This window comes from Streptomyces sp. NBC_01431, from assembly GCF_036231355.1.
Classification (GTDB): Bacteria; Actinomycetota; Actinomycetes; order Streptomycetales; family Streptomycetaceae; genus Streptomyces.
In genome coordinates this window covers 3,676,592-3,696,391 of record NZ_CP109496.1, presented here as the reverse complement: position 1 = coordinate 3,696,391, position 19,800 = coordinate 3,676,592, and the positions used below count along the sequence as shown (strand labels likewise).

The 19,800-nt window shown below is 72.0% G+C and carries 18 protein-coding genes; 9 read left to right on the top strand and 9 right to left on the bottom strand.

Features of this window, described 5'->3' with window-relative positions; translation table 11 throughout:
• Positions 1-11: 11 nt before the first annotated feature.
• Both OG522_RS16930 and OG522_RS16925 read left to right on the top strand, forming a co-directional pair.
• Complete coding sequence (locus tag OG522_RS16930) at positions 12-986, top strand: hypothetical protein (RefSeq protein WP_329463809.1); 975 nt, start codon at positions 12-14, stop codon at positions 984-986.
• A gap of 135 nt (positions 987-1,121) precedes the next feature.
• On the top strand, positions 1,122-1,745 hold the full coding sequence (locus tag OG522_RS16925; RefSeq protein ID WP_329463808.1) for an HAD family hydrolase: 624 nt from the start codon (positions 1,122-1,124) through the stop codon (positions 1,743-1,745).
• 57 nt (positions 1,746-1,802) lie between these two features.
• Here OG522_RS16925 and OG522_RS16920 read toward each other — a convergent pair whose 3' ends face one another.
• A complete protein-coding gene (locus OG522_RS16920) occupies positions 1,803-2,057 on the bottom strand; it encodes a hypothetical protein (RefSeq protein WP_329463807.1) in 255 nt (84 codons plus the stop codon).
• Positions 2,058-2,227: 170 nt separating this feature from the next.
• On the opposite strand from OG522_RS16920, the gene OG522_RS16915 reads away from it, so the two are divergent.
• Complete coding sequence (locus OG522_RS16915; protein ID WP_189965218.1) at positions 2,228-2,611, top strand: cold-shock protein; 384 nt, start codon at positions 2,228-2,230, stop codon at positions 2,609-2,611.
• A gap of 31 nt (positions 2,612-2,642) precedes the next feature.
• Here the strand turns inward: OG522_RS16915 and OG522_RS16910 are convergent, their stop codons facing one another.
• From OG522_RS16910 to OG522_RS16895, 4 genes are all read right to left on the bottom strand, one after another.
• Positions 2,643-3,542, bottom strand: coding sequence for a 1,4-dihydroxy-6-naphthoate synthase (locus OG522_RS16910; RefSeq protein WP_329463806.1), 900 nt, complete (start codon positions 3,540-3,542; stop codon positions 2,643-2,645).
• Positions 3,529-4,344, bottom strand: a complete 816-nt coding sequence (locus OG522_RS16905) for a futalosine hydrolase (protein WP_329463805.1) — start codon at positions 4,342-4,344, stop codon at positions 3,529-3,531. Before OG522_RS16905 ends, OG522_RS16910 begins: the two co-directional genes overlap by 14 nt.
• 17 nt (positions 4,345-4,361) lie before the next feature.
• Positions 4,362-4,856, bottom strand: coding sequence for a DUF2771 domain-containing protein (locus OG522_RS16900; RefSeq protein WP_329463804.1), 495 nt, complete (start codon positions 4,854-4,856; stop codon positions 4,362-4,364).
• 80 nt (positions 4,857-4,936) lie between these two features.
• Entirely contained in the window at positions 4,937-6,292 is a 1,356-nt protein-coding gene (locus OG522_RS16895) for an MFS transporter (protein ID WP_329463803.1), read from the bottom strand.
• 335 nt (positions 6,293-6,627) lie between these two features.
• On the opposite strand from OG522_RS16895, the gene OG522_RS16890 reads away from it, so the two are divergent.
• Together OG522_RS16890 and OG522_RS16885 are read left to right on the top strand one after the other, a co-directional pair.
• Complete coding sequence (locus tag OG522_RS16890; RefSeq protein ID WP_329463802.1) at positions 6,628-7,536, top strand: DUF3027 domain-containing protein; 909 nt, start codon at positions 6,628-6,630, stop codon at positions 7,534-7,536.
• A gap of 358 nt (positions 7,537-7,894) precedes the next feature.
• Positions 7,895-10,987: a sacsin N-terminal ATP-binding-like domain-containing protein gene (locus OG522_RS16885; RefSeq protein WP_329467626.1), complete on the top strand. Its 3,093-nt coding sequence runs from the start codon at positions 7,895-7,897 to the stop codon at positions 10,985-10,987.
• An 8-nt stretch (positions 10,988-10,995) separates the two neighbouring features.
• Here OG522_RS16885 and OG522_RS16880 read toward each other — a convergent pair whose 3' ends face one another.
• Positions 10,996-13,413, bottom strand: coding sequence for a cation-translocating P-type ATPase (locus tag OG522_RS16880; protein WP_329463801.1), 2,418 nt, complete (start codon positions 13,411-13,413; stop codon positions 10,996-10,998).
• Positions 13,414-13,542: 129 nt separating this feature from the next.
• Entirely contained in the window at positions 13,543-13,803 is a 261-nt protein-coding gene (locus tag OG522_RS16875) for a DUF2530 domain-containing protein (RefSeq protein ID WP_329467625.1), read from the bottom strand.
• Between the two features lie 220 nt (positions 13,804-14,023).
• On the opposite strand from OG522_RS16875, the gene OG522_RS16870 reads away from it, so the two are divergent.
• The gene (locus tag OG522_RS16870) at positions 14,024-15,415 is read left to right on the top strand and encodes an NCS2 family permease (RefSeq protein ID WP_329463800.1); all 1,392 of its coding nucleotides are present in this window, start codon (positions 14,024-14,026) and stop codon (positions 15,413-15,415) included.
• Between the two features lie 105 nt (positions 15,416-15,520).
• Here OG522_RS16870 and OG522_RS16865 read toward each other — a convergent pair whose 3' ends face one another.
• Positions 15,521-15,703 carry a ribbon-helix-helix protein, CopG family gene (locus OG522_RS16865; RefSeq protein ID WP_329463799.1) on the bottom strand — a complete coding sequence of 61 codons (183 nt, stop codon included), beginning with the start codon at positions 15,701-15,703 and terminating at the stop codon, positions 15,521-15,523.
• A 157-nt stretch (positions 15,704-15,860) separates the two neighbouring features.
• Between OG522_RS16865 and OG522_RS16860 the strand changes: the two genes are divergently transcribed.
• Positions 15,861-16,304: a MarR family winged helix-turn-helix transcriptional regulator gene (locus OG522_RS16860; RefSeq protein ID WP_329463798.1), complete on the top strand. Its 444-nt coding sequence runs from the start codon at positions 15,861-15,863 to the stop codon at positions 16,302-16,304.
• Positions 16,305-16,331: 27 nt separating this feature from the next.
• Positions 16,332-17,669, top strand: a complete 1,338-nt coding sequence (locus tag OG522_RS16855) for an MFS transporter (RefSeq protein WP_329463797.1) — start codon at positions 16,332-16,334, stop codon at positions 17,667-17,669.
• A gap of 169 nt (positions 17,670-17,838) precedes the next feature.
• Here OG522_RS16855 and OG522_RS16850 read toward each other — a convergent pair whose 3' ends face one another.
• The gene (locus tag OG522_RS16850; protein WP_329463796.1) at positions 17,839-19,056 is read right to left on the bottom strand and encodes an FG-GAP repeat domain-containing protein; all 1,218 of its coding nucleotides are present in this window, start codon (positions 19,054-19,056) and stop codon (positions 17,839-17,841) included.
• A 117-nt stretch (positions 19,057-19,173) separates the two neighbouring features.
• On the opposite strand from OG522_RS16850, the gene thpR reads away from it, so the two are divergent.
• Positions 19,174-19,743, top strand: coding sequence for an RNA 2',3'-cyclic phosphodiesterase (thpR, locus tag OG522_RS16845; protein ID WP_329463795.1), 570 nt, complete (start codon positions 19,174-19,176; stop codon positions 19,741-19,743).
• The last annotated feature ends 57 nt before the right edge of the window (positions 19,744-19,800 follow it).

Below are 19,800 nucleotides of genomic sequence, written 5' to 3'. Positions count from 1 at the left end.
GGGAAGCGCGCGTGGGGATCGAGAGCGACCAGCTGGTCTACGACTACCTGAGCCGGGTGGGCGACCTGGCCCAGCAGCGTCAGCTGCCGTCCGGGGACCGGATGCGGCTGGTGTCGGCGCTGCGCAACGACATCGACCGGCAGCGGGCGAAGTACGCGACTGAGACGCCGGCGACGGTGCGGCGGATCCTCGGGCGGTTCGGGACGCCGGAGGAGGTCGTGGAGACGGCGGCGTCGGGGTCCGGCACCCCGTACGTCGCCCCGCCCGCGGAGCCCGAGCCGGGCGTGCCGGCCCAGCGCGACCGGCTGTTCCCCGGCCGGGGAAAACGCGTTCCGCGCCCGCGCGGGGCCGATGAGGCGGCACCGCCCGTCGTGCCCTCGCCGCCGCATCTGGCGGGCATGGACGAACTCGGCGCGCAGGGCGTCGAACCCGACTGGTGGCGGGTGCAGCCCGGCCCGCTCGGTGGTGCGGGTGACTCCGTCGCGGGGTTCGTGGGCGGGGTGGAGATCCCGGAACTGCTGAAGCCGCCGCTGGAAGAGGAGGAGGCGGAAGCCGTCGCGGTGGAGGCCGACGTCGATGCCGATGTCGATGTCGAATCGCCGCGGCGGGGCCGACTGCGCCTGCGCCGCGCCACCCGCCCCGGGGGCGGCGTGACGAACCCCCTCCTGCTGTTCGCGGCGGCGCTGCTCGTGGCGGGAGCGCTGTTCGGCCTGTGGCTGGCGCTGGGCGCGGGCTGGCTCCTGGCGTACGCGTCCCGCAGGCTCAGCCGCGCGGAGGTGAAGTGGGCGGTCCTGGGCATGCCGGGCCTGACGCTCCTGGGCGGCCTGGTCTGGCTCTGGGGCCGCCAGGACGGACGCTGGGGCGACCCGATCGCCCAGGGTGAGATGGGCGCGGCGCTGAGCGGTATGTGGCCGTGGCTCATCAGGGTGGCGGCGGTGACGTCGGCGGCGTTCTTGGTGTGGCGGGCGCGGAGGGGTGGGCGGTAGGGGGTGTCCCCCCTGGGCGGTTAGGGGCGTTCTCCCCACCCCCGCCCCTTCCTTCCCGAGACCCTCCGGGGGATCGCGCCGGGGCGGGCCCCCGGCGCGGCCGGGCGCGCGCGGCGTCTGGGCACAATGGCTCGCATGCCCACGAACGTGCCCACGGTCGGCTTCGACCTCGACATGACCCTGATCGACACACGACCCGGTATCCACGCCGTCTACCAGGAGCTTTCCGCCGCGACCGGGACGTTCATCGACGCCGACCAGGCTGTCGGCCGGCTCGGGCCGCCGCTGGACTGGGAGCTGCGGCACTGGTTCCCCGAGGAGCTCATAGCCGAGATGGTCGTCAAATACCGTGAGATCTACCCCAGGCGCGCGATCCTGCCCTCGCCCGCGCTGCCCGGCGCGGCCGACGCGGTGCGCGCGGTGCGGGAGCTCGGGGGGCGCGCGGTCGTCGTCACCGCCAAGAACGCGCCGCAGGCCAGGCTGCACCTCGACCACCTCGGCATCGTCCCGGACGAGGTCGTCGGCGGGCTCTGGGCCGAGGGCAAGGCGACCGCGCTGCGCGAGCACGGCGCCGCGGTGTACGTCGGCGACCACCTCGGCGATGTGCTCGGGGCGCGCGCCGCGGGCGCCCTGTCGGTCGCGGTGCCGACCGGGCCGATCGGCGCGGACGAGCTGCGCGAGGCCGGTGCGGACGTCATCCTCGGCGATCTGACGTCATTTCCGGCCTGGTTGAAGGGTTACGTGGCCGAAGGGGCTTGACAGCGAGGCCTCGCACTTACGTACAGGTCGGGCCCCTCAAGCCGCCCGCCGGGCACCTCAGGTACGTGCCTGGCGGCGCTGCGCCGCGATGGAACGCAGCACGCCCGCGCCCGCGATCAGGAAGCCGACGCCCATCAGCATGCAGACGAGATAGGCGAACGACGGGAACGGCGCGGTGTGCAGGAACAGCGGCGCCACCGTGACCAGCGTGGCGAGCGCGCCGACGAAGAAGACGACGGCGCCGACGCGAACCAGCCGATCACCGGGGCCGGGGGCGTCGTGGTCGGTCCTGGCTTGGGTTTCGGTACTCACCCCGCCAGGGTAGTTCCCCTGCACGTAAGGACAGGCCGGGACGTCTTGTCAGCAGCCCCTGGACCATTAGCCTTGGTGTCGGCGGGTCGGAAGGCGACCCGCTGTAGTGCTATCCAGAGCCGTTTTTCGGCGCCCCGCACACAACGACGAGTACGAGGACGAGGACAGACGTGCCCACCGGCAAGGTCAAGTGGTTCAACAGCGAGAAGGGCTTCGGCTTTCTCTCCCGGGACGACGGCGGCGACGTCTTCGTCCACTCCTCCGTGCTCCCCGCTGGAGTCGACGCACTCAAGCCCGGACAGCGCGTCGAGTTCGGCGTCGTCGCCGGACAGCGCGGTGACCAGGCCCTTTCCGTCACGGTCCTTGACCCGGCCCCGTCGGTGGCCGCGGCCCAGCGCCGCAAGCCCGATGAACTGGCCTCCATCGTGCAGGACCTGACGACACTGCTGGAGAACATCACGCCGATGCTGGAGAAGGGCCGCTACCCCGACAAGGCGGCGGGCAAGAAGATCGGCGGCCTGCTGCGGGCGGTCGCCGACCAGCTGGACGTGTAACGCCGTTACACCCGGGGGACGCGCAACGCCGTCACACCTGGGGGACGAAACCGAGCGCATCGCGGCCGAGGGGCGGAACGAGCCCCTCGGCCGCGGCGCGTGTCAGCAGCCCGCGCACCGCGGCGTAGCCGTCCTCGCCGAGGTCGGCGGTGAACTCGTTGACGTAGAGCCCGATGTGCCGGTCGGCCACCGCCGGGTCCATCTCCTGCGCGTGCTCCAGTACGTACGGCCGGGACGCCTCGGGATCGTCCCAGGCGGCCCGCACGGAGGTCCGGGCAGAGGCGGCGAGCAGCCGCAGCGTGTCCGCGCCGAGCGAGCGCTTGGCGATGATCGCGCCGAGCGGGATGGGCAGCCCGGTGGTCTGCTCCCAGTACTCGCCCATGTCGGCCAGTGAGTGCAGCCCGTACTGCTGGTAGGTGAACCGCGCCTCGTGGATGACGAGTCCGGCGTCGACCCTGCCGTCGCGCACCGCGGGCATGATCTCGTGGAACGGCATCACCACGACCTCGCCGACTCCGCCGGGTACGACGTCCGCGGCCCAGAGGCGGAACAGCAGGTACGCCGTCGACTTCTCGCTCGGTACGGCGACGGTCCTGCCGGTGAGTCCCCCAAGCTCTCGGCCGCGCTTGAGCAGGGAGGTGCCCCCATCGTCCGGTTCCCGGGTGAGGACCAGCGGGCCGCAGCCCCGGCCGAGCGCGCCGCCGCACGGCAGCAGCGCGTACTCGTCCAGGACCCACGGCAGCACCGCGTACGACACCTTGAGCACGTCGAACTCGCCGCGTTCGGCCATGCCGTTGGTGATGTCGATGTCGGCGAACGTGACGTCCAGGGCGGGCGCGCCGGGTACCCGGCCGTGCGCCCAGGCGTCGAAGACGAAGGTGTCGTTCGGGCAGGGAGAGTAGGCGATCTTCAACGGCTCAGACGGGCTCATGGCTGGTCCAACTCTCCAGTACGGGCGGGAACTTCCCGAACGCCTCGGTGAGCGCGGCGAGCGCGTCACCGATCCGCCAGGCCGAACGGTCACGCGGGCCAACGGAGTTGGAGACCGCGCGGATCTCCAGTACCGGCACTCCGAACCGGTCGGCGGCCTCGGCGACACCGAAGCCCTCCATCGCCTCGGCGGCGGCGGACGGGTGGCGGGCCAGCAGCTCGGCGGCCCGTTCGGCGGTGCCGGTCGCGGTCGTGACGGTGAGGACCGGGCCCACCAGGGCGCCGAGCGCCCGCGCCACCGCGCGGGTCAGGGGTAGGTGGGGGTGCAGCGTGTCGCGCCCGAAGCCGAGCGCGGTGACGGGGATGAAGCCGTCGGCCGAGCCGGCGCCCAGATCGGCCGCGACGATCTCGGAGGCGACGACGAGGGAGCCGAGCGGGGCGGGGAATCCGCCCCCGATCCCGGCCGAGACGACCAGGTCGTACGGGGCCGTGGCGAGCGCGGCGGCGGCACCGGCCGCGGCGGCCGCGGGACCCACCCCGGCGGCCAGCACATCGACGCGGTGCCCGCCGGAACCGCGCCAGCGAACGGGCGGCGTCGGGCTGGTGGGGCGCGAAGGAGCGGGCCGGACCCCGGACGAGGCGGGTGCGCGTACGGGTGAGGGGTCCGTCTCCGGCGAGGCAGGTGCGGCGGGCGCGTGTTCTGCTTCGGGCTCCGTGTCCAGGGGCGTGTAGCCGGCGAGCGCGAGGCCGGCGGCGACGGAGTTCGCCTCCGCCGCCACCGCGGTCACGACCAGTACGCGCATCAGGCGGAGCCCGGTCGTCAGGAGTTGGTGTGCTTGAGCGTGAAGCTCCAGACCGACTCGGGCTTGTTGTCCTTGTCGACCTGCACGATGCTGACCTTCTTCTCCTTCGGCGCGGCGCCCTGCCCGCCGGTGGAGAAGACGTCGGCGCCCGGGAAGCTCCGGTACGTCTGGCTGGACGCCTCGGTGATCGGGCTGCCGTCGAGCAGCGCGATCCACTTGCTGCCGTTCTCGACGACCTTGGGGTCGACGCCGAGGCGCAGGGTCGCGCCGGGCGCGTAGTCGATCGACGTGGCGTTCTTGACGCCGCTGAGGCAACTGGTGAGCTTGTCCTCGGCGAGCGGCTTGCCGTCGCCGCGGCAGGAGGCCTCGGTGTTGACGGAGTTCGTGCCGACCGTCACGGTCGCGAGAGGCGTCGGCTTGTCGCAGGCGGAGAGGACGAGGAGTCCGGCGGAGGCGGCGGCGAGTGCGACGCCGACCCGGCGGGTCCTACCGGAAGTGAACGCAACGGTCATGGGCCGAAGGCTATCGGTCGCCCCGAGCCAAGCCGCGCGGGGGTGCGAAGTGGTGTGTCGGACGGGCCGCGCGCGCCTGTTCAGGCCACCCGCGCGTGAGGCGTGCCCCGGCGCGCCGCGCCGAGCAGGGGCCGTACGGAGACGGCGGCGCCCAGGGCGAGCAGGCCCGCGGCCACCACCATGCCCAGGACGCCGTTGAGCGGGAGCGCGATGCCGATGGCGCCGCCGAGGACCCAGGCCATCTGGAGCAGCGTCTCGGAGCGGGCGAAGGCGGACGTACGGACCTCCTCCGGCACGTCCCGCTGGATCATCGCGTCCAGGGCCAGCTTGGCCAGCGCCTGCGTGAAGCCGGCCGTCGCGCCGAGCACGGCCACCATCGGGCCGCCGAAGAACGCGGCGGACAGCACCGCGACGCCCAGCGCGATCGTCAGCATCGTCACGATCAGCACCTCGGGTCCGCGCGCCCGCAGCAGCGAGCCGACCGCCGTGCCCAGCGCGTTTCCGACCCCCGCCGACACGCCGACGATGCCGAGCGAGACCGCCGCGCTCTGCCCGGCGAGCGGGTACTCGCGCAGCAGGAACGCCAGGAAGAAGATCAGGAATCCGGAGAGCGCGCGGAGGGCGGCATTGGCGTACAGACCGTTCTGGACGGACACGCCGACCGTGCGCAGGCTGGGTTTCTGGCCACCCCGGTCGGAGAGCCGCGCCTTGTGCTCGCCCTTCGCCGAGTCGACCTTGTGGGGCAGCGTGAAGGCCAGGAACGTACCGCCGGTGAAGACGCAGAACGCCCCGTAGAGCGGCCATTCGGGGCCGATGCGGGAGAGCCCGGCGCCGATCGGCGCGGCGGCTCCCGTCGCGAGCAGCCCGGCGAGGGTGACCCGCGAATTCGCCTTCACCAGGGAGAAGCGGGGCGGCAGTAGTCGCGGCACCACGGCGCTGCGGACCACGCCGTACGCCTTCGACGCGACCAGCACCCCGAGCGCCGCCGGGTAGAGCTCAAGGCCGCCGGTGGCGACCGCGCCGGACATGGTCAGGGCCAGCAGGGCGCGGGCGAGCATCGCACCGGCCATCGCGGCGCGGCGGCCGTGCGGCATCCGGTCGAGGAACGGGCCGATGACGGGCGCCAGGAGAGTGAACGGCGCCATGGTGATGGCGAGGTAGAGGGCGACCCGGCCGCGCGCCTGGTCGGTCGGTACGGAGAAGAAGACGGTCGAGGCGAGCGCCACGGTGATCATGACGTCGCCGGCGCCGTTCACCGCGTGCAGCTCGATCAGTTTGCCGAGCCCCGACTCACCGGCGCCGTGGGCGTGTGTGGCTTTTCTGATCGATCGGGCCGTGCCCGTGAAGGGCAGATGCAGGGCGCGACCGACCGCCCGGCCCGCCCTGCGCAGGCGGCCCGGCCCGTCCGGCGACCCCGACGACCTTGCGGTTGTCACCCCGTCATAGTGCCCCAAGCCCGTCCGACCCGAACCGGGATTCGGACGTGCAGGTGGGCCGGGGGCCACGAAGGGGGTAGCGTGACAGGCGCGCCGCCCGCGGCTGCCCATGGCCGCGCGCCTTCCCGCGATCCCGCAGAATGGATTGCAGAAGGTGCGCCCCCGAGCTCGTCACGAGCACAGGGGTCCCCCGGCCAGAGAACTGGACAGCTGCTGGGCAGTTGATCGCTCGGGCGCGGACGTTGACGCGGCCCCCTGGTCCGCTCCGCCCGCCACCCGTACGGATTCGGCTCCCCGGCGCACCCGTGAGACGGCGTAGGAGAGAAGCGAGACCTGTGAGTGCTGCGACGACGCGAAGCCGTACCCCTGACCGCCTGTGCGCCGAGGCGGTCGACCTAGCCCGCGAGGCGGCGGAGGAAGCCGCCGCGCCCGGTGTGGTCGGCGAGCATGTGGCCCTGGTTTCGGAGGGCGACCGGGTCGTCACGCACTTCTTCGAGTGCATGGAACTGGGCTACCGGGGCTGGCGCTGGGCGGTGACCGTCACCCGGGCCTCCCGCGCCAAGCTGATCACCCTGGACGAGACGGTCCTGCTGCCCGGACCGGACGCCCTCCAGGCACCCGAGTGGGTGCCGTGGAGCGAGCGACTGCGCCCCGGTGACATGGGCCCCGGCGACCTGCTGCCCACCGAGGCCGACGATCTGCGCCTGGAGCCCGGTTACTCCGGCGAGGACGCCCCGCCGCCGAACTCCGCGGTCTCCGAGGAGCTGGCCGAGCGGGTCGAGGCGGAGGACGCCGAACTGGTGGCCCCGGCGACGACCACCCGCGGCTCCATCGCGGCCGTCGCCGAAGAACTCGGCATGCGACGGGCGCGGATCCTGTCGCGGTACGGGCTGCACGCGGCGGCCGACCGCTGGGAGGAATCCTTCGGCGGCAAGACCGCGATGGCGCAGGCGGCGCCGGCGTCCTGCGTGTCCTGCGCGTTCCTGGTCCCCATCGCGGGGTCCCTGTCGCAGGCCTTCGGTATCTGCGCCAACGAATTCGGTCCGGCGGACGGGCACGTCGTGGCGCTGGACTACGGGTGCGGTGGGCACTCCGAGGCGGCGGTCATGCCGAAGCCGCCGCGGCCGGCCCCGCCCGTCCTGGACTCGGTCGCGCCGGATCCGTTCCCGCTGCATCCCGTGCGGGACGAGGGGTCTGTGTCGGAGGCGACGGACGCGGGGTCTGACGACCTGGGCCACTCGTAGCCCCCTGAGGGGCTGCGCCCCTCGAACCCCGGCGGGCCGTTCGCCCCGGTGCGGGTCGTTTGTGGCCGGTCGCGCAGTTCCCCGCGCCCTTTTCGGGGCTGCGCCACCGGTGTCCCTCCGGGGCTTTGCTCCGGCCGGGGGCTGTTCGCTCGGGTGCGGGTCGTTCGTGGCTGGTCGCACAGTTCCCCGCGCCCCTTTCTGGGCGCCACCCACCAGGGCGGGGTGGAATCTCTGGAATCGGGGAGGGGCGGGGTGGGGGAATTCAAGGTCTCGTGGCCCGCGCGGTACCTTCGGGCCGCATCCACTTCCCGGCACCACCGGGACGGACAGAGCGGAGTACGGCGTGATCGTCAAGGCGATGGCGGCCGAAGGGGCCGACCCCTTCGGCACGGCACGGCTGCGCCGCGGGGTGCTGAACGCCTGGGGCGGGGGCCCGGCCAGGTTCCGCGAGGACGCCAACGCCGAGGAGGACCTCGCTCTCGGCGGCTACCGAGACCGCCTCGTCGTCGAGCTGGCCCAGAACGCCGCCGACGCCGCCGCCCGCGCCCGCACCACCGGCCGGCTGCGGCTCACCCTGCACGCCGCCGACCACGACACCCCGGCCGTGCTCGCCGCCGCGAACACCGGCGCCCCCCTGGACGCCGCCGGCGTCGAGTCGCTGTCCACCCTGCGCGCCTCGGCCAAGCGCGCCGACACCGACGCGGCCGTCGGACGCTTCGGCGTCGGGTTCGCCGCGGTGCTCGCCGTCAGCGACGAGCCCGCCGTGGTGGGCCGCACCGGGGGCGTGCGCTGGTCGCTCGCCGAGGCCCGCGAGCTGGCCGCCGACGCCGCCCAGGCCAGCCCCGGCCTCGGCGACGAGCTGCGCCGCCGCGACGGACACGTACCGCTGCTGCGGCTGCCGCTGCCCGCCGAGGGCGCCGCACCGGACGGCTACGACACCGTCGTGGTGCTGCCGCTGCGCGACGGCACCGCGGAGGATCTGGTGCGCCGCCTCCTCGACGGCATCGATGACGCGCTGCTCCTCACACTGCCCGGACTGACCGAGATCGTGGTCGAAACCCCGGACTCCACACGGGTGTTGACGCGATCTGTGCACGACGCGTACGTGCACATCGACGACAGCCGCGACGGGACCGTCCACCGCTGGCGGACCGTCAGCCATCACGGGCCGATCGGCAAGGAGCTGCTCGCCGACCGCCCCGTCGAGGAGCGGCTGCGGCCGCACTGGACGGTGACGTGGGCGGTCCCGGTGGACGACGAGGGCGCGCCCGAGCGGCCCCGTACCGCAGCCGTCGTCCACGCGCCGACCCCCACCGACGAGCCGCTGGGCGTACCGGCGCTGCTGATCGCGTCGTTCCCGCTCGACACCGCTCGCCGCCACCCCGCGCCCGGCCCGCTCACCGACTTCCTGGTGCAGCGCGCGGCCGACGTGTACGCCGAACTACTCGGTGGATGGGCGCCGGTGACGACCGGCACGCTCGACCTGGTGCCGGGGCCGCTCGGCCGGGGCGCGCTGGACGGCGCCCTGCGCGCGGCTGTCCTGGAACGCCTGCCCCGCACCGCGTTCCTCGCGCCCGCCGCGCCCACCGAGGAACTCCTCGCGCTGCGCCCGTTCGAGGCGGAGGTCGTAGAGGGCGCGGGCGCCGACACGGTGCGCGTCCTCGCCGAAGTGCTGCCCACCCTGCTCCCGGCCGGTCTCGAACGACGCCCGGAACTAAGGGCGTTGGAGGTCGGACGGCTCCAGCTCGGCGACGCCATCGAGCGCATCGCCGGGGCTGAACGCGCCCCCGAGTGGTGGTACCGGCTCTACGACACGCTCGCCGGGGTGGACCCCGACCGGCTGTCCGGCCTCCCGGTGCCGCTCGCGGGCGGCCGTACCGCCATCGGCCCCCGGCAGGTCCTGCTGCCGTTCGCCGACACGCCGCGTGACCTCGGCCGCCTCGGCCTGAAGGTCGCCCACGCGGACGCCGCGCACCCTCTGCTCGAAAAGCTGGGCGCGCTGCCCGCCACCCCGCGCGCCGTCCTGACGACTCCTCAGGTGCGGGCCGCGGTCGCCGGATCCCTCGACGCCGGGGAGGTCTGGGACGAGGACGCCCTCGACGCCGACGAACTCGCCGACACCGTCCTGGCGTTGGTGCGCGACGCCAACCTCGCCCCCGGTGACGAACCCTGGCTCGGCGCGCTCGCGCTGCCCGACGAGGACGGTGAACTCGCCCCGGCGGGGGAGCTGGTCCTGCCCGGGTCGGCCTTCGCCGCGGTCATTCGGGAGGGTGAACTCGCCGAAGTGGAACGGGAGTTGGCGGGACGTTGGGGCGAACAGCCGCTCACCGCGTGCGGGGTGCTCGCCACCTTCGCCCTGGTGCGCGCCACCGATGTCGTCCTCGATCCTGACGAACTGGAGCCCCGTGACGGCGACTTCGCCGAACCCGACGACGCGGGGCTGCTCGACGCCGTGGACGTCTGGTGCGAGGACGTCCTCGACCGGCTGCCGGACTCTCCGGTCCCGCCGGTCGCCACCGAGATCGTCGCCGTACGCGATCTCGATTTGGTGGACGACGACGCCTGGCCGCAGGCGCTCGCCCTGCTCGCCCAGCCGCCGCTGCGGGACGCCCTGATCCAGCCAGTGCGGGTGCTGCTGCCCGACGGCACGACCGAGTCCGTACGCCCCTACACCGCGTGGTGGCTGCGCGATCACCCGGTGCTCGGCGGCCGGCGCCCCGCCGGTCTGCGCGCGGCGGGCTCCGACCCGCTGCTCGCCGGTCTGTACGAGTCCGCGGACGCGACCGGTTTCGAGGACGCCCAGGTCCTGCGGGCGCTCGGGGTGCGGACCTCGGTGGCGGTGCTCCTGGACGAACCGGGCGGCGCGGCGGAGCTGTTGGGCCGCCTGGCCGACGAGGACCGTCCGGTGCCGGCTTCCCAACTCCATGCCCTGTACACGGCGTTGGCGGACCTCGACCCCGATCAGGTCACGCTGCCCGACGAGCTGCGGGCCGTGGTGGACGGCGAGGTCCGGGTGGTCGACGCGGCCGACGCGATGGTCGCGGACGCCCCCGACCTGCTGCCGCTGGCGGGCGGCGCGGCCCTGCTGCCGGTCGCCCCGGCGCGGGCGGGCGAACTCGCGGAGCTGCTTCAGGTGGGGCGGCTGAGCGAGTCCGCGGACGCCGAGGTGACGACGGCGGGGGTCGAGCGTGCGGTGCCGGATTCGGTACGGGCGCTGCTCGGCGCGGCCACGCCTTCGACGTACGTCGAGCACGAGTCGCTGATGGCGGGCGGGACGGAACTGGACTGGCGCCGGCCGGTCGACGGCACGGTCCACGCGGCGACCCTGGAGGGCGTCGCGGCGGGCCTGGCCTGGGCCGCCGGCCAGTGGCCCCGCCGCTTCGAGGTGGCGGCGCTCCTGGAGGACCCGTCACGGACGGAGGAGTTGGCCAGGGACCGCTGGTTCGACTAGTTCCCTGTCTAGTCCGGCCAGCGGCGGGTCACCCAGCGCCAGGTCAGTTCCAGCAGGGCGGACGCCACCACCGCGATGCCGACGGCAGTCCACGGCAGCACCGCCCCCACCAGCTTCAACGCGAAGAAGTGCTGCAACCACGGCACCGCGAGCACCAGCAGGAACGCCACGCCCATCGACACCACCAGGGCGACGCGCCACCACGTGTAGGGCCGCGCGATGATCGCCAGGACCCACATCGAGACCAGGAAGAGGGTCAGCGTGGTGACGCTGGTCTCCGCGTCCAGCTCGCCCGGTCCCGAGTAGTACGCCCGCGCGATGAGGTACGTCACGAACGTGGCCACCCCCGCGATGACCCCGCTGGGGATCGCGTACCGCATCACCCTGCGCACGAAGTGCGGTTTGGCGCGCTCCTTGTTGGGGGCGAGCGCGAGGAAGAACGCCGGGATGCCGATGGTGAAGGTGGAGAGAAGGGTCAAGTGCCTTGGCAGGAAGGGGTACTCGACCTGGGAGCAGACCACCAGGACCGCCAGCAGGACCGAGTACACCGTCTTCGTCAGGAACAGCGTCGCCACCCGCGTGATGTTGCCGATCACCCGGCGGCCCTCCGCCACCACCGAAGGCAGCGTCGAGAAGCTGTTGTTCAGCAGCACGATCTGGGCCACGGCCCGCGTCGCCTCCGAGCCGGAGCCCATGCTCACGCCGATGTCGGCGTCCTTGAGGGCGAGGACGTCGTTGACGCCGTCGCCCGTCATCGCGACGGTGTGGCCGCGGGACTGGAGGGCGGCGACCATGTCGCGCTTCTGCTGCGGGGTGACCCGGCCGAAGACCGCGTTGGCGTCGAGGGCATCGGCCATCTCGGCCTGGTCGGTGGGGAGTTGGCGGGCGTCGAAGGTGTTGGCCGCGCCGGGCAGGCCGAGCTTCGCGGCGACCGCGCCGACGGACACCGCGTTGTCGCCGGAGATGACCTTGGCCTTGACGTTCTGCTCCTCGAAGTAGCGCAGAGTGTCGGCGGCGTCGGGCCGCAGCCTTTGTTCGAGGACGACCAGCGCGGTGGGCCTGGTGTCGGAGGCGATGGCCGGGTCGTCGAGTTCGCGCGAGGAGCCGGCCAGGAGCAGGACGCGCAGGCCCTTCTCGTTGAGGGTGTCGATCTCGGTCAGCACCGGGTCGCCCGGCTTCAGCAGCACGTCCGGCGCGCCAAGCAGCCAGGTGCTGTTCTCGCCGTCGCCCTCACTGAACGCGGCGCCGCTGTACTTGCGGGTCGAGGAGAACGGCAGCGACTCGGTGCAGCGCCACACCTCGCTGTCGGGGTAGGCGTCGATGATCGCCTGGAGGGAGGCGTTGGGCCGGGGGTCGGACTCGCCGAGCGCGCCGAGCACCTTGCGTACGTACGCCTCGTCCGAGCCGTTCAGCGGGCGGAGCTCGGTGACGTCCATGCCGCCCTCGGTGAGCGTGCCCGTCTTGTCGAGGCACACCACGTCGACGCGGGCCAGGCCTTCGATGGCGGGGAGTTCCTGGACCAGGCACTGCTTGCGGCCCAGGCGGATGACGCCGATCGCGAAGGCGACCGAGGTGAGCAGGACCAGGCCCTCGGGGATCATCGGGACGATGCCGCCCACGGTGCGGGCGATGGAGTCCTGGACGTTGTTGTCCTTCACCACGAGCTGGCTGATGACCAGGCCCAGGGCGGTGGGGATCATCATCCACGTGACGTACTTGAGGATGGTGGAGATGCCGCTGCGCAGCTCGGAGTGGACGAGGGTGAACCGGCTGGCCTCCTCGGCCAGTTGAGCCGCGTACGCCTCGCGGCCGACCCTGGTGGCGGTGAACGCGCCGCCGCCCGCGACCACGAAGGCGCCCGACATCATCTTGTCGCCGGGCTTCTTGAGGACCGGATCGGCCTCGCCGGTCAGCAGGGACTCGTCCACCTCCAGGCCGTCCGCCTCGACGGCCTCACCGTCCACCACGATCTTGTCGCCGGGCCCGAGTTCGATGACGTCGCCGAGCACGATCTCGGAGGTGGAGATCTCGGCGGCCCGGCCGTCGCGCCGCACGGTGGGCCTGGCCTCGCCGATCACCGCGAGGCCGTCCAGGGTCTTCTTGGCTCGCATCTCCTGGATGATGCCGATGCCGGTGTTCGCGATGATCACGAAGCCGAAGAGGCTGTCCTGGATCGGCGCCACCACGAGCATGATCGCCCAGAGCACGCCGATGATCGCGTTGAAGCGGGTGAAGACGTTGCCGCGGACGATCTCCGCGGTGGAGCGGCTGCTGCGGACGGGTACGTCGTTGACCTCGCCGCGCGCCACCCGCTTGGCGACCTCGGCCGTCGTCAGTCCCCCCGCGCGCCCCGCCGGTTGGGGGAGCTTCACGGGATGGACGGGGTCGAGTTCCGCCCCGGCGTCGATGTTGGCGCGCTGCGTCATGATTTCGACGGTACGGGGGGACGGGGCGCTTCACCTGCCGGGACGGCCGAACATCCGACCCTGGGAGGAGACGGATGGTCCTCTGGCGGTACGTGGGTCCCGCGCGTTGGTGACTTTCGGCTCTTGCGCCTATTCGTCCTTGGCTTCCTGTTGGGCGGCGTGCCGCTTCAGCGCCGCGTCGCGGCCGCGGACGTACCAGATGCCGATGAGGCCGAGCCCGCCGCCGGCCAGGCAGGTCCACACCCACCACAGGTGGCCGTGCGAGTCGAACCAGCCGTAGAAGGGGAGCTGGACGAGGAAGAGGACGAACCAGAGGATCGTGCCGCCGGTGATGGTGGCGACCACGGGTCCCTCAAGGGGCTCCGGCGCCTCGTGCTGGGGTGATCCCATGGAAAACGCGGGCATGCGATCAGTGTAGGGCGCGCCCTGTCCACGCCCTCTGCGGACGGCCGCGTACAGGCCCCCCATGGGTCTACGCGCGGAGATGGTGATCTTCGACCTATGTATTCATACTGAAACGGCTTACGGCTGACTCATTCTGTTCGTTAAAACGTCCAAAGAAGTTCGGGTACGTGCCGTTTCCCTGCCCCCGTCACCACTGAGGTTCCGCATGAACGGCCTGGACCGCTACTTCAAGATCTCTGAGCGCGGCTCCTCGATCGCCCGCGAGATCCGTGGCGGATTCGCGACCTTCTTCGCGATGGCGTACATCATCGTGCTGAACCCGATCATCCTCGGCAGCGCCAAGGACATGTACGGGCATCAGCTCGACAGCGGACAGCTGGTCACCGCGACCGTGCTCACCGCCGCCTTCACCACCCTGCTCATGGGCGTCATCGGCAACGTCCCGATCGCGCTGGCGGCGGGTCTCGGCGTCAACACCGTGGTCGCCCTCCAGCTCGCCCCCCGGATGAGCTGGCCCGACGCCATGGGCATGGTCGTGCTCGCCGGCTTCGTGGTCATGCTCCTGGTCGCGTCGGGGCTGCGCGAGCGCGTCATGAACGCGGTGCCGCTCGGACTGCGCAAGGGCATCGCGATCGGCATCGGCCTGTTCATCATGCTGATCGGCCTGGTCGACTCCGGCTTCGTCTCGCGCATCCCGGACGCCGCGCACACCACCGTGCCGCTCCAACTCGGCAGCAACGGGCACCTGCTCGGCTGGCCGGTCCTGGTCTTCGTCCTCGGCGTGCTGCTCACGCTCGCGCTGATGGTGCGCAAGGTGCCGGGCGCGATCCTCATCTCCATCGTGGCGATGACCGTCCTCGCGATGATCATCAACGCCGTGGCCAAGGTGCCGTCCTGGGGTCTGACCACCCCGAAGTGGCCGGGCAACCCGGTCGCCAGCCCGGACTTCGGACTCGTCGGCCAGGTCAGCCTCTTCGGCGGGTTCTCCAAGGTCGGCCTGCTGACCGGCATCCTCTTCGTCTTCACCGTGCTGCTCTCGACCTTCTTCGACGCCATGGGCACGATCATGGGCATCAGCGACGAGGCGGGCCTGACCGACGAGAACGGCTACATGCCCGGCATGAACCGGGTCCTGTTCGTGGACGGCATCGCGGTCGCGGCGGGCGGCGCCTCCTCCTCGTCGGCCACCACCTGCTTCGTGGAGTCCACGGCGGGCGTCGGCGAGGGCGCGCGGACCGGCCTCGCGAACGTGGTCACCGGCGGGCTCTTCACCATCTCCCTCTTCCTCACCCCGCTCGCCACGATGGTCCCCTCCCAGGCGGCCACCCCGGCCCTGGTCGCGGTCGGCTTCCTGATCATGTCCGGCTCGATCGGGCAGATCGACTGGGCGGACTGGACGATCGCCATCCCGGCGTTCGTGACGATGGTGATGATGCCGTTCACGTACTCGATCACCAACGGCATCGGCATGGGCTTCATCACCTTCACGGTGCTGCGCCTGGTGGCCGGCCGGGGCCGCGAAGTCCCGGTCGCGATGTACGTCGTGGCGGCGGTGTTCGGCTTCTACTACCTGATGCCCGCGCTGGGACTGACCTGAGCCCGGCCCCCCGGCCCGGGATTCGGGCCCACGACAGGGGTGCGGGCACCGCGCGATCGGCATCCACCGGCGTGGGGAGCCATGCCCCGCTCTCCCGCGGAGCGCCTAGGCCGCCCCGTAGAACTTCTCCGTCTCGTCGACCGCCGCCTTGAAGCGTTCGTCGAAGTCGTCGCGAATGAGCGTCCGGACCACATAGTCCTGGACGCTCATTCCGCGTTTCGCGGCATGGTGCCTGAGCCGTTCGAGCAGCTCACTGTCTATTCGCAGGCTGAGCACGCTGGTCCCCATGGCACGAGGGTCGCCGCCCGCCCAGCCCCGGTGCGTCACTTTTCGCTTACGTCTCACTCGTTCGGGTGATCTGTGGCGCGATGTCTCCGGTGTGGCGCTGGACACCTGGGCTTAACCGGGTGGTATTTAGCCAGAGTAATGAGTTACTCTAACGAACATGTCTGACCTGCCCCACGGCAGCGGTGAAGATGCCGCAGCCGTGAACTCCCTGCGCTCGGCCGTCATGCGGCTGGGCCGGCGCCTCAAGCACCAGCGCGTCGACGAATCGCTCAGCCCGACCGAGATGTCGGTGCTCGGGACACTCGCCCGGTGCGGTTCGGCCACACCTGGCGAACTGGCCCGCAAGGAGCATGTGCAGCCGCCGTCGATGACCCGCATCGTCGCGCTGCTTGAGGCAAAGGGCCTGGTCAGGCTGGAGCCGCATCCCGATGACCGTCGGCAGAAGGTGGTCAGTCAGACCGAAGAGGCCGAGGCGATGCTCGAAGAGAGCCGCCGAAAGCGCAACGCCTGGCTGGCTTCCCTCGCCGAAAACCTGGACGAGGACGAGTGGGCGAAGCTGCGCGCGGCCGCCCCGGTCCTGGAGAAGCTCGCACACCTGTAAGGCGCATAGCTAGGAGGCGAACCCTTTTTGAGTACGGGAACCGGATCACCATCCGCCCCCGCACCGACCCCCACCTACAACAAGCGCGGCGGGGGGACGTTCTCCTCGCTCGCGGTCCGCAACTACCGGCTGTTCTTCTCCGGCGCGATCGTGTCGAACATCGGCACCTGGATGGCCCGGATCACCCAGGACTGGCTGGTCCTCACCATCACCGGCTCCTCGGTGGCGGTCGGCATCACCACCGCCATGCAGTTCCTGCCGATGCTCCTGTTCGGCCTGTACGGCGGCGTCATAGCCGACCGGTTCGCCAAGCGGAACATCCTGTTCGTGACGCAGAGCGCGATGGGCCTCGGCGGGCTCTTCCTCGCCGTGATGACCCTGTCCGGCAACGTCCAGGTCTGGCACGTCTATCTGACCGCCTTCTTCACCGGCCTGGTCACCGTCGTGGACAACCCGACCCGGCAGTCCTTCGTCTCCGAGATGGTCGGCCCCGACCGGGTGCGCAACGCCGTCAGCCTGAACTCGGCGAACTTCCAGTCCGCCCGGCTCGTCGGCCCCGCCGTCGCGGGCGCGGTCATGGCGGCCGTCGGACCCGGCTGGGCGTTCCTAGCCAACGGCCTGTCCTTCACCGCCCCGCTGCTGATGCTGACGCTGATGCGCACCAAGGAACTCCAGCCGACCAGGCTCGCCCCGCGCGGCAAGGGTCAGTTGAGGGAAGGGCTCGCGTACGTCTCCGAGCGGCCCGAGCTGATCTGGCCGATCGTGCTCGTCGGCTTCGTCGGCACCTTCGGGTTCAACTTCCCGATCTGGCTGAGCGCGTTCGCCTCCGACGTCTTCCACGGTGACTCCGGTCTGTACGGCCTGTTCAACAGCCTGATGGCGATCGGTTCGCTGATCGGCGCCCTGCTCGCGGCCCGGCGCGCCACCACCCGGCTGCGGGTGCTCGCGCTCGCGGCGCTGTTGTTCGCGGTCCTCGAAATCGTCGCGTCCGGCGCCCCGGGCCTCGGGGTGTTCATGGCGCTGCTGATCCCCGTCGGCATCCTTGGCCTGACGGTGAACGTGACCGCCAACGCCTCGGTGCAGATGGCCACCGACCCCGAGATGCGGGGCCGCGTCATGAGCCTGTTCATGATGGTCTTCACCGGCGGCACTCCGCTCGGCGGCCCGCTCTTCGGCTGGCTGACCGACGTCTACGGTGTCCGCGTCAGCCTCGCGCTCGGCGGCCTCATCTGCGGCTCGGCGGCGATCGGCGTCGGCCTGATGCTGGCCCGCGCGGCCAATCTGCGCCTGAAGGTCGACGTACGCCCAGGACACCGGCACCTGGAGTTCGTCCCGCGCAAGCAGTCGCTGGTGGCGGCGGCCTGACCACCCGCGGCACAGCGAAACGGCCCGGCCCCCGAACCGATGACGGGGGCCGGGCCGTTGTGCGTGGTCTCGCCGGGTCCGGAAGCGGACGCGAGCCGGGTTCAGAAGCGGACGCGCGCGGTGTTCAAAGGGCCCGCGCGCCCGGTCCGCAAGCCGTCGCGACCCGGCTTCAGAAGACGTCGCTCATGGCCCAGTTCCAGTCCTCCTGGCCGGGGCCGAGGGTGCCCTTGCCGGTGCCCGGGTATGTCGTGAGCCTGCGGTCGCCCTTGGCCAGCAGGTCGGGCGCGGACCAGGCGAGGTCGTCCACGACATCGCCGACGCACAGCAGCGTCGGGTACTGGTCCCAGCCGCCGCTGCCGATCAGCACACGGTGCCCGAAGCCGCCGTGGCCGTTGCCCGGGTAGCGCCACAGGCGGCCCGAAGTGTCGTTCGCCACAAGGTCGTTGTGGTGGTCGCCGGTCAGGTCGCCGGTGCCGGTGAACGTCAAGGTCGCATTCCAGTCACCGCCGAGGCTCTTGCGGTGCCCGAAGCCGCCGTGCCCGTCGCCCGGGTACAGCCACGCCCGCCCGGCGCTGTCGATCGCCATCAGGTCGGTGCGCCCGTCGCCGTCGAGGTCGCCGACGGGAGCGAAGTGCCGCATCCCGTTCCAGCCGGCGCCCAGGCGCAGCCGTGGGCCGAGCCGTCCGTCGCCCTTGCCCGGGTACAGCCACAGCACGCCGGCCCGGTCCCGGGCGAGCAGGTCCTCCTTGCCGTCGCCGGTCAGATCGCCGTGCCGGGCGAAGGCGGTCATGGTGTTCCAGCCCCGCCCCAGATAAGTGCCGTTGCCGTTGCCGTCCAGGAAGTAGAGGCTGCCGTTCCAGTTGCGCTGGAGGAGGTCGGCCTGGCCGTCGCCGTTGAGGTCGCCGAAGGGCAGCGGGTCCGCGTCCTCGGCGCCTCCGTCGCGGGAGGTCCAGTCCGAGTACTCCTTGCCCGTGCGGCACTCGCGCAGCGTCCGCCCCCAGCGGAACGCGCTGTTGTCGTCCTTGGGCTTCTTCGCGCCGCGCCGCGCGGGCTGCTGGGTCTGGGTGTCGCCGATGCCCGGACCGGTGACGTACATGTCGCGACCCGGGTCCAGGTACTGGAACTCTGCCGGGCTCCACATGCACGAGAACTCGCCGCCGCTGCGGTTGTAGACCTCCGGGGCGTCGTCGTCCCAGGGGCCGGAGGAGGCCTCGGGGCCGGCGTACGCGTTCATCGCGCCCTGGCCGTCGGCCCGGTCGAAGACGCAGAACTTGCCCACCGGACAGTGGTCGAAGCCGACCGACGCCTCGGCGGGAGCGACCGCGGATGCGACGAGCCCGACAGTGGCGGCAGCCGTGGCCAGAACAGAGCGGACGGAGAGCCGCATGGATTCTTTCCCCCCAGGAAAGCAGGGCCGCGGGCCCCGGTGAGACGAGCGAGCGGATCCTACGCCGGACGCCCGCGGCGGCTCCGCACAGGGTGCCGATCTTGATTGACTGTCCCCATGCGCCTCTTCGCCGCCGTACTCCCCTCGGCCCAGGCCGTGGCTGAACTCGGCCTCGTCGTAAGGAAGTTGGGCACTCTACCCGGCGCGGACGCGCTGCGCTGGACCGGCCGGGACGGCTGGCACCTCACCCTCGCGTTCCTGGGGGAGACCGATGAGGCGCTGCTTGCCGAACTGGACACACGGCTCGGCCGGGCGGCCCGCCGCACCGAGCCCTTCACGGTGCGCCTGCACGGCGGCGGCCGCTTCGACGGACGCGCCCTGTGGGCCGGGGTCGCGGGCGCCATCGACCCCCTGCGCCTGCTCGCGGAACGCGCCGACGCGGCCGCCCGCCGCTCCGGCATCGCGATGGACGCGCACCGCAGATATGTGCCGCACCTCACCCTGGCGCGCTCGCGCACACCCGTCGACCTGCGCCCGTACGTGGCGGAGCTCGCCGCACTCGAAGGCAGCCCTTGGCAGGTGGCGGAGTTGATCCTGGTCCGCAGCACCCTCCCGCGCGGTGGCGTACCGGGCGAGCGGCCCCGGTACGAGCCGGTCGCCCGCTGGCCGCTCGGCGGGGGCGGTTAGGCTCAAGGGGTGGACCCGAAGACCAGGAACCGGATCATGGCCGGTGTGCTCGTGCTG

Coding starts and splice junctions, on each gene's coding strand:
- OG522_RS16925 (WP_329463808.1), top strand. CDS start 1,122: ATGCCCACGAACGTGCCCACGGTCGGCTTCGACCTCGACATGACCCTG.
- OG522_RS16910 (WP_329463806.1), bottom strand. CDS start 3,542: ATGAGCCCGTCTGAGCCGTTGAAGATCGCCTACTCTCCCTGCCCGAAC.
- OG522_RS16905 (WP_329463805.1), bottom strand. CDS start 4,344: ATGCGCGTACTGGTCGTGACCGCGGTGGCGGCGGAGGCGAACTCCGTC.
- OG522_RS16900 (WP_329463804.1), bottom strand. CDS start 4,856: ATGACCGTTGCGTTCACTTCCGGTAGGACCCGCCGGGTCGGCGTCGCA.
- OG522_RS16885 (WP_329467626.1), top strand. CDS start 7,895: ATGGCGGCCGAAGGGGCCGACCCCTTCGGCACGGCACGGCTGCGCCGC.
- OG522_RS16880 (WP_329463801.1), bottom strand. CDS start 13,413: ATGACGCAGCGCGCCAACATCGACGCCGGGGCGGAACTCGACCCCGTC.
- OG522_RS16875 (WP_329467625.1), bottom strand. CDS start 13,803: ATGGGATCACCCCAGCACGAGGCGCCGGAGCCCCTTGAGGGACCCGTG.
- OG522_RS16870 (WP_329463800.1), top strand. CDS start 14,024: ATGAACGGCCTGGACCGCTACTTCAAGATCTCTGAGCGCGGCTCCTCG.
- OG522_RS16865 (WP_329463799.1), bottom strand. CDS start 15,703: ATGGGGACCAGCGTGCTCAGCCTGCGAATAGACAGTGAGCTGCTCGAA.
- OG522_RS16860 (WP_329463798.1), top strand. CDS start 15,861: ATGTCTGACCTGCCCCACGGCAGCGGTGAAGATGCCGCAGCCGTGAAC.
- OG522_RS16850 (WP_329463796.1), bottom strand. CDS start 19,056: ATGCGGCTCTCCGTCCGCTCTGTTCTGGCCACGGCTGCCGCCACTGTC.
- thpR (WP_329463795.1), top strand. CDS start 19,174: ATGCGCCTCTTCGCCGCCGTACTCCCCTCGGCCCAGGCCGTGGCTGAA.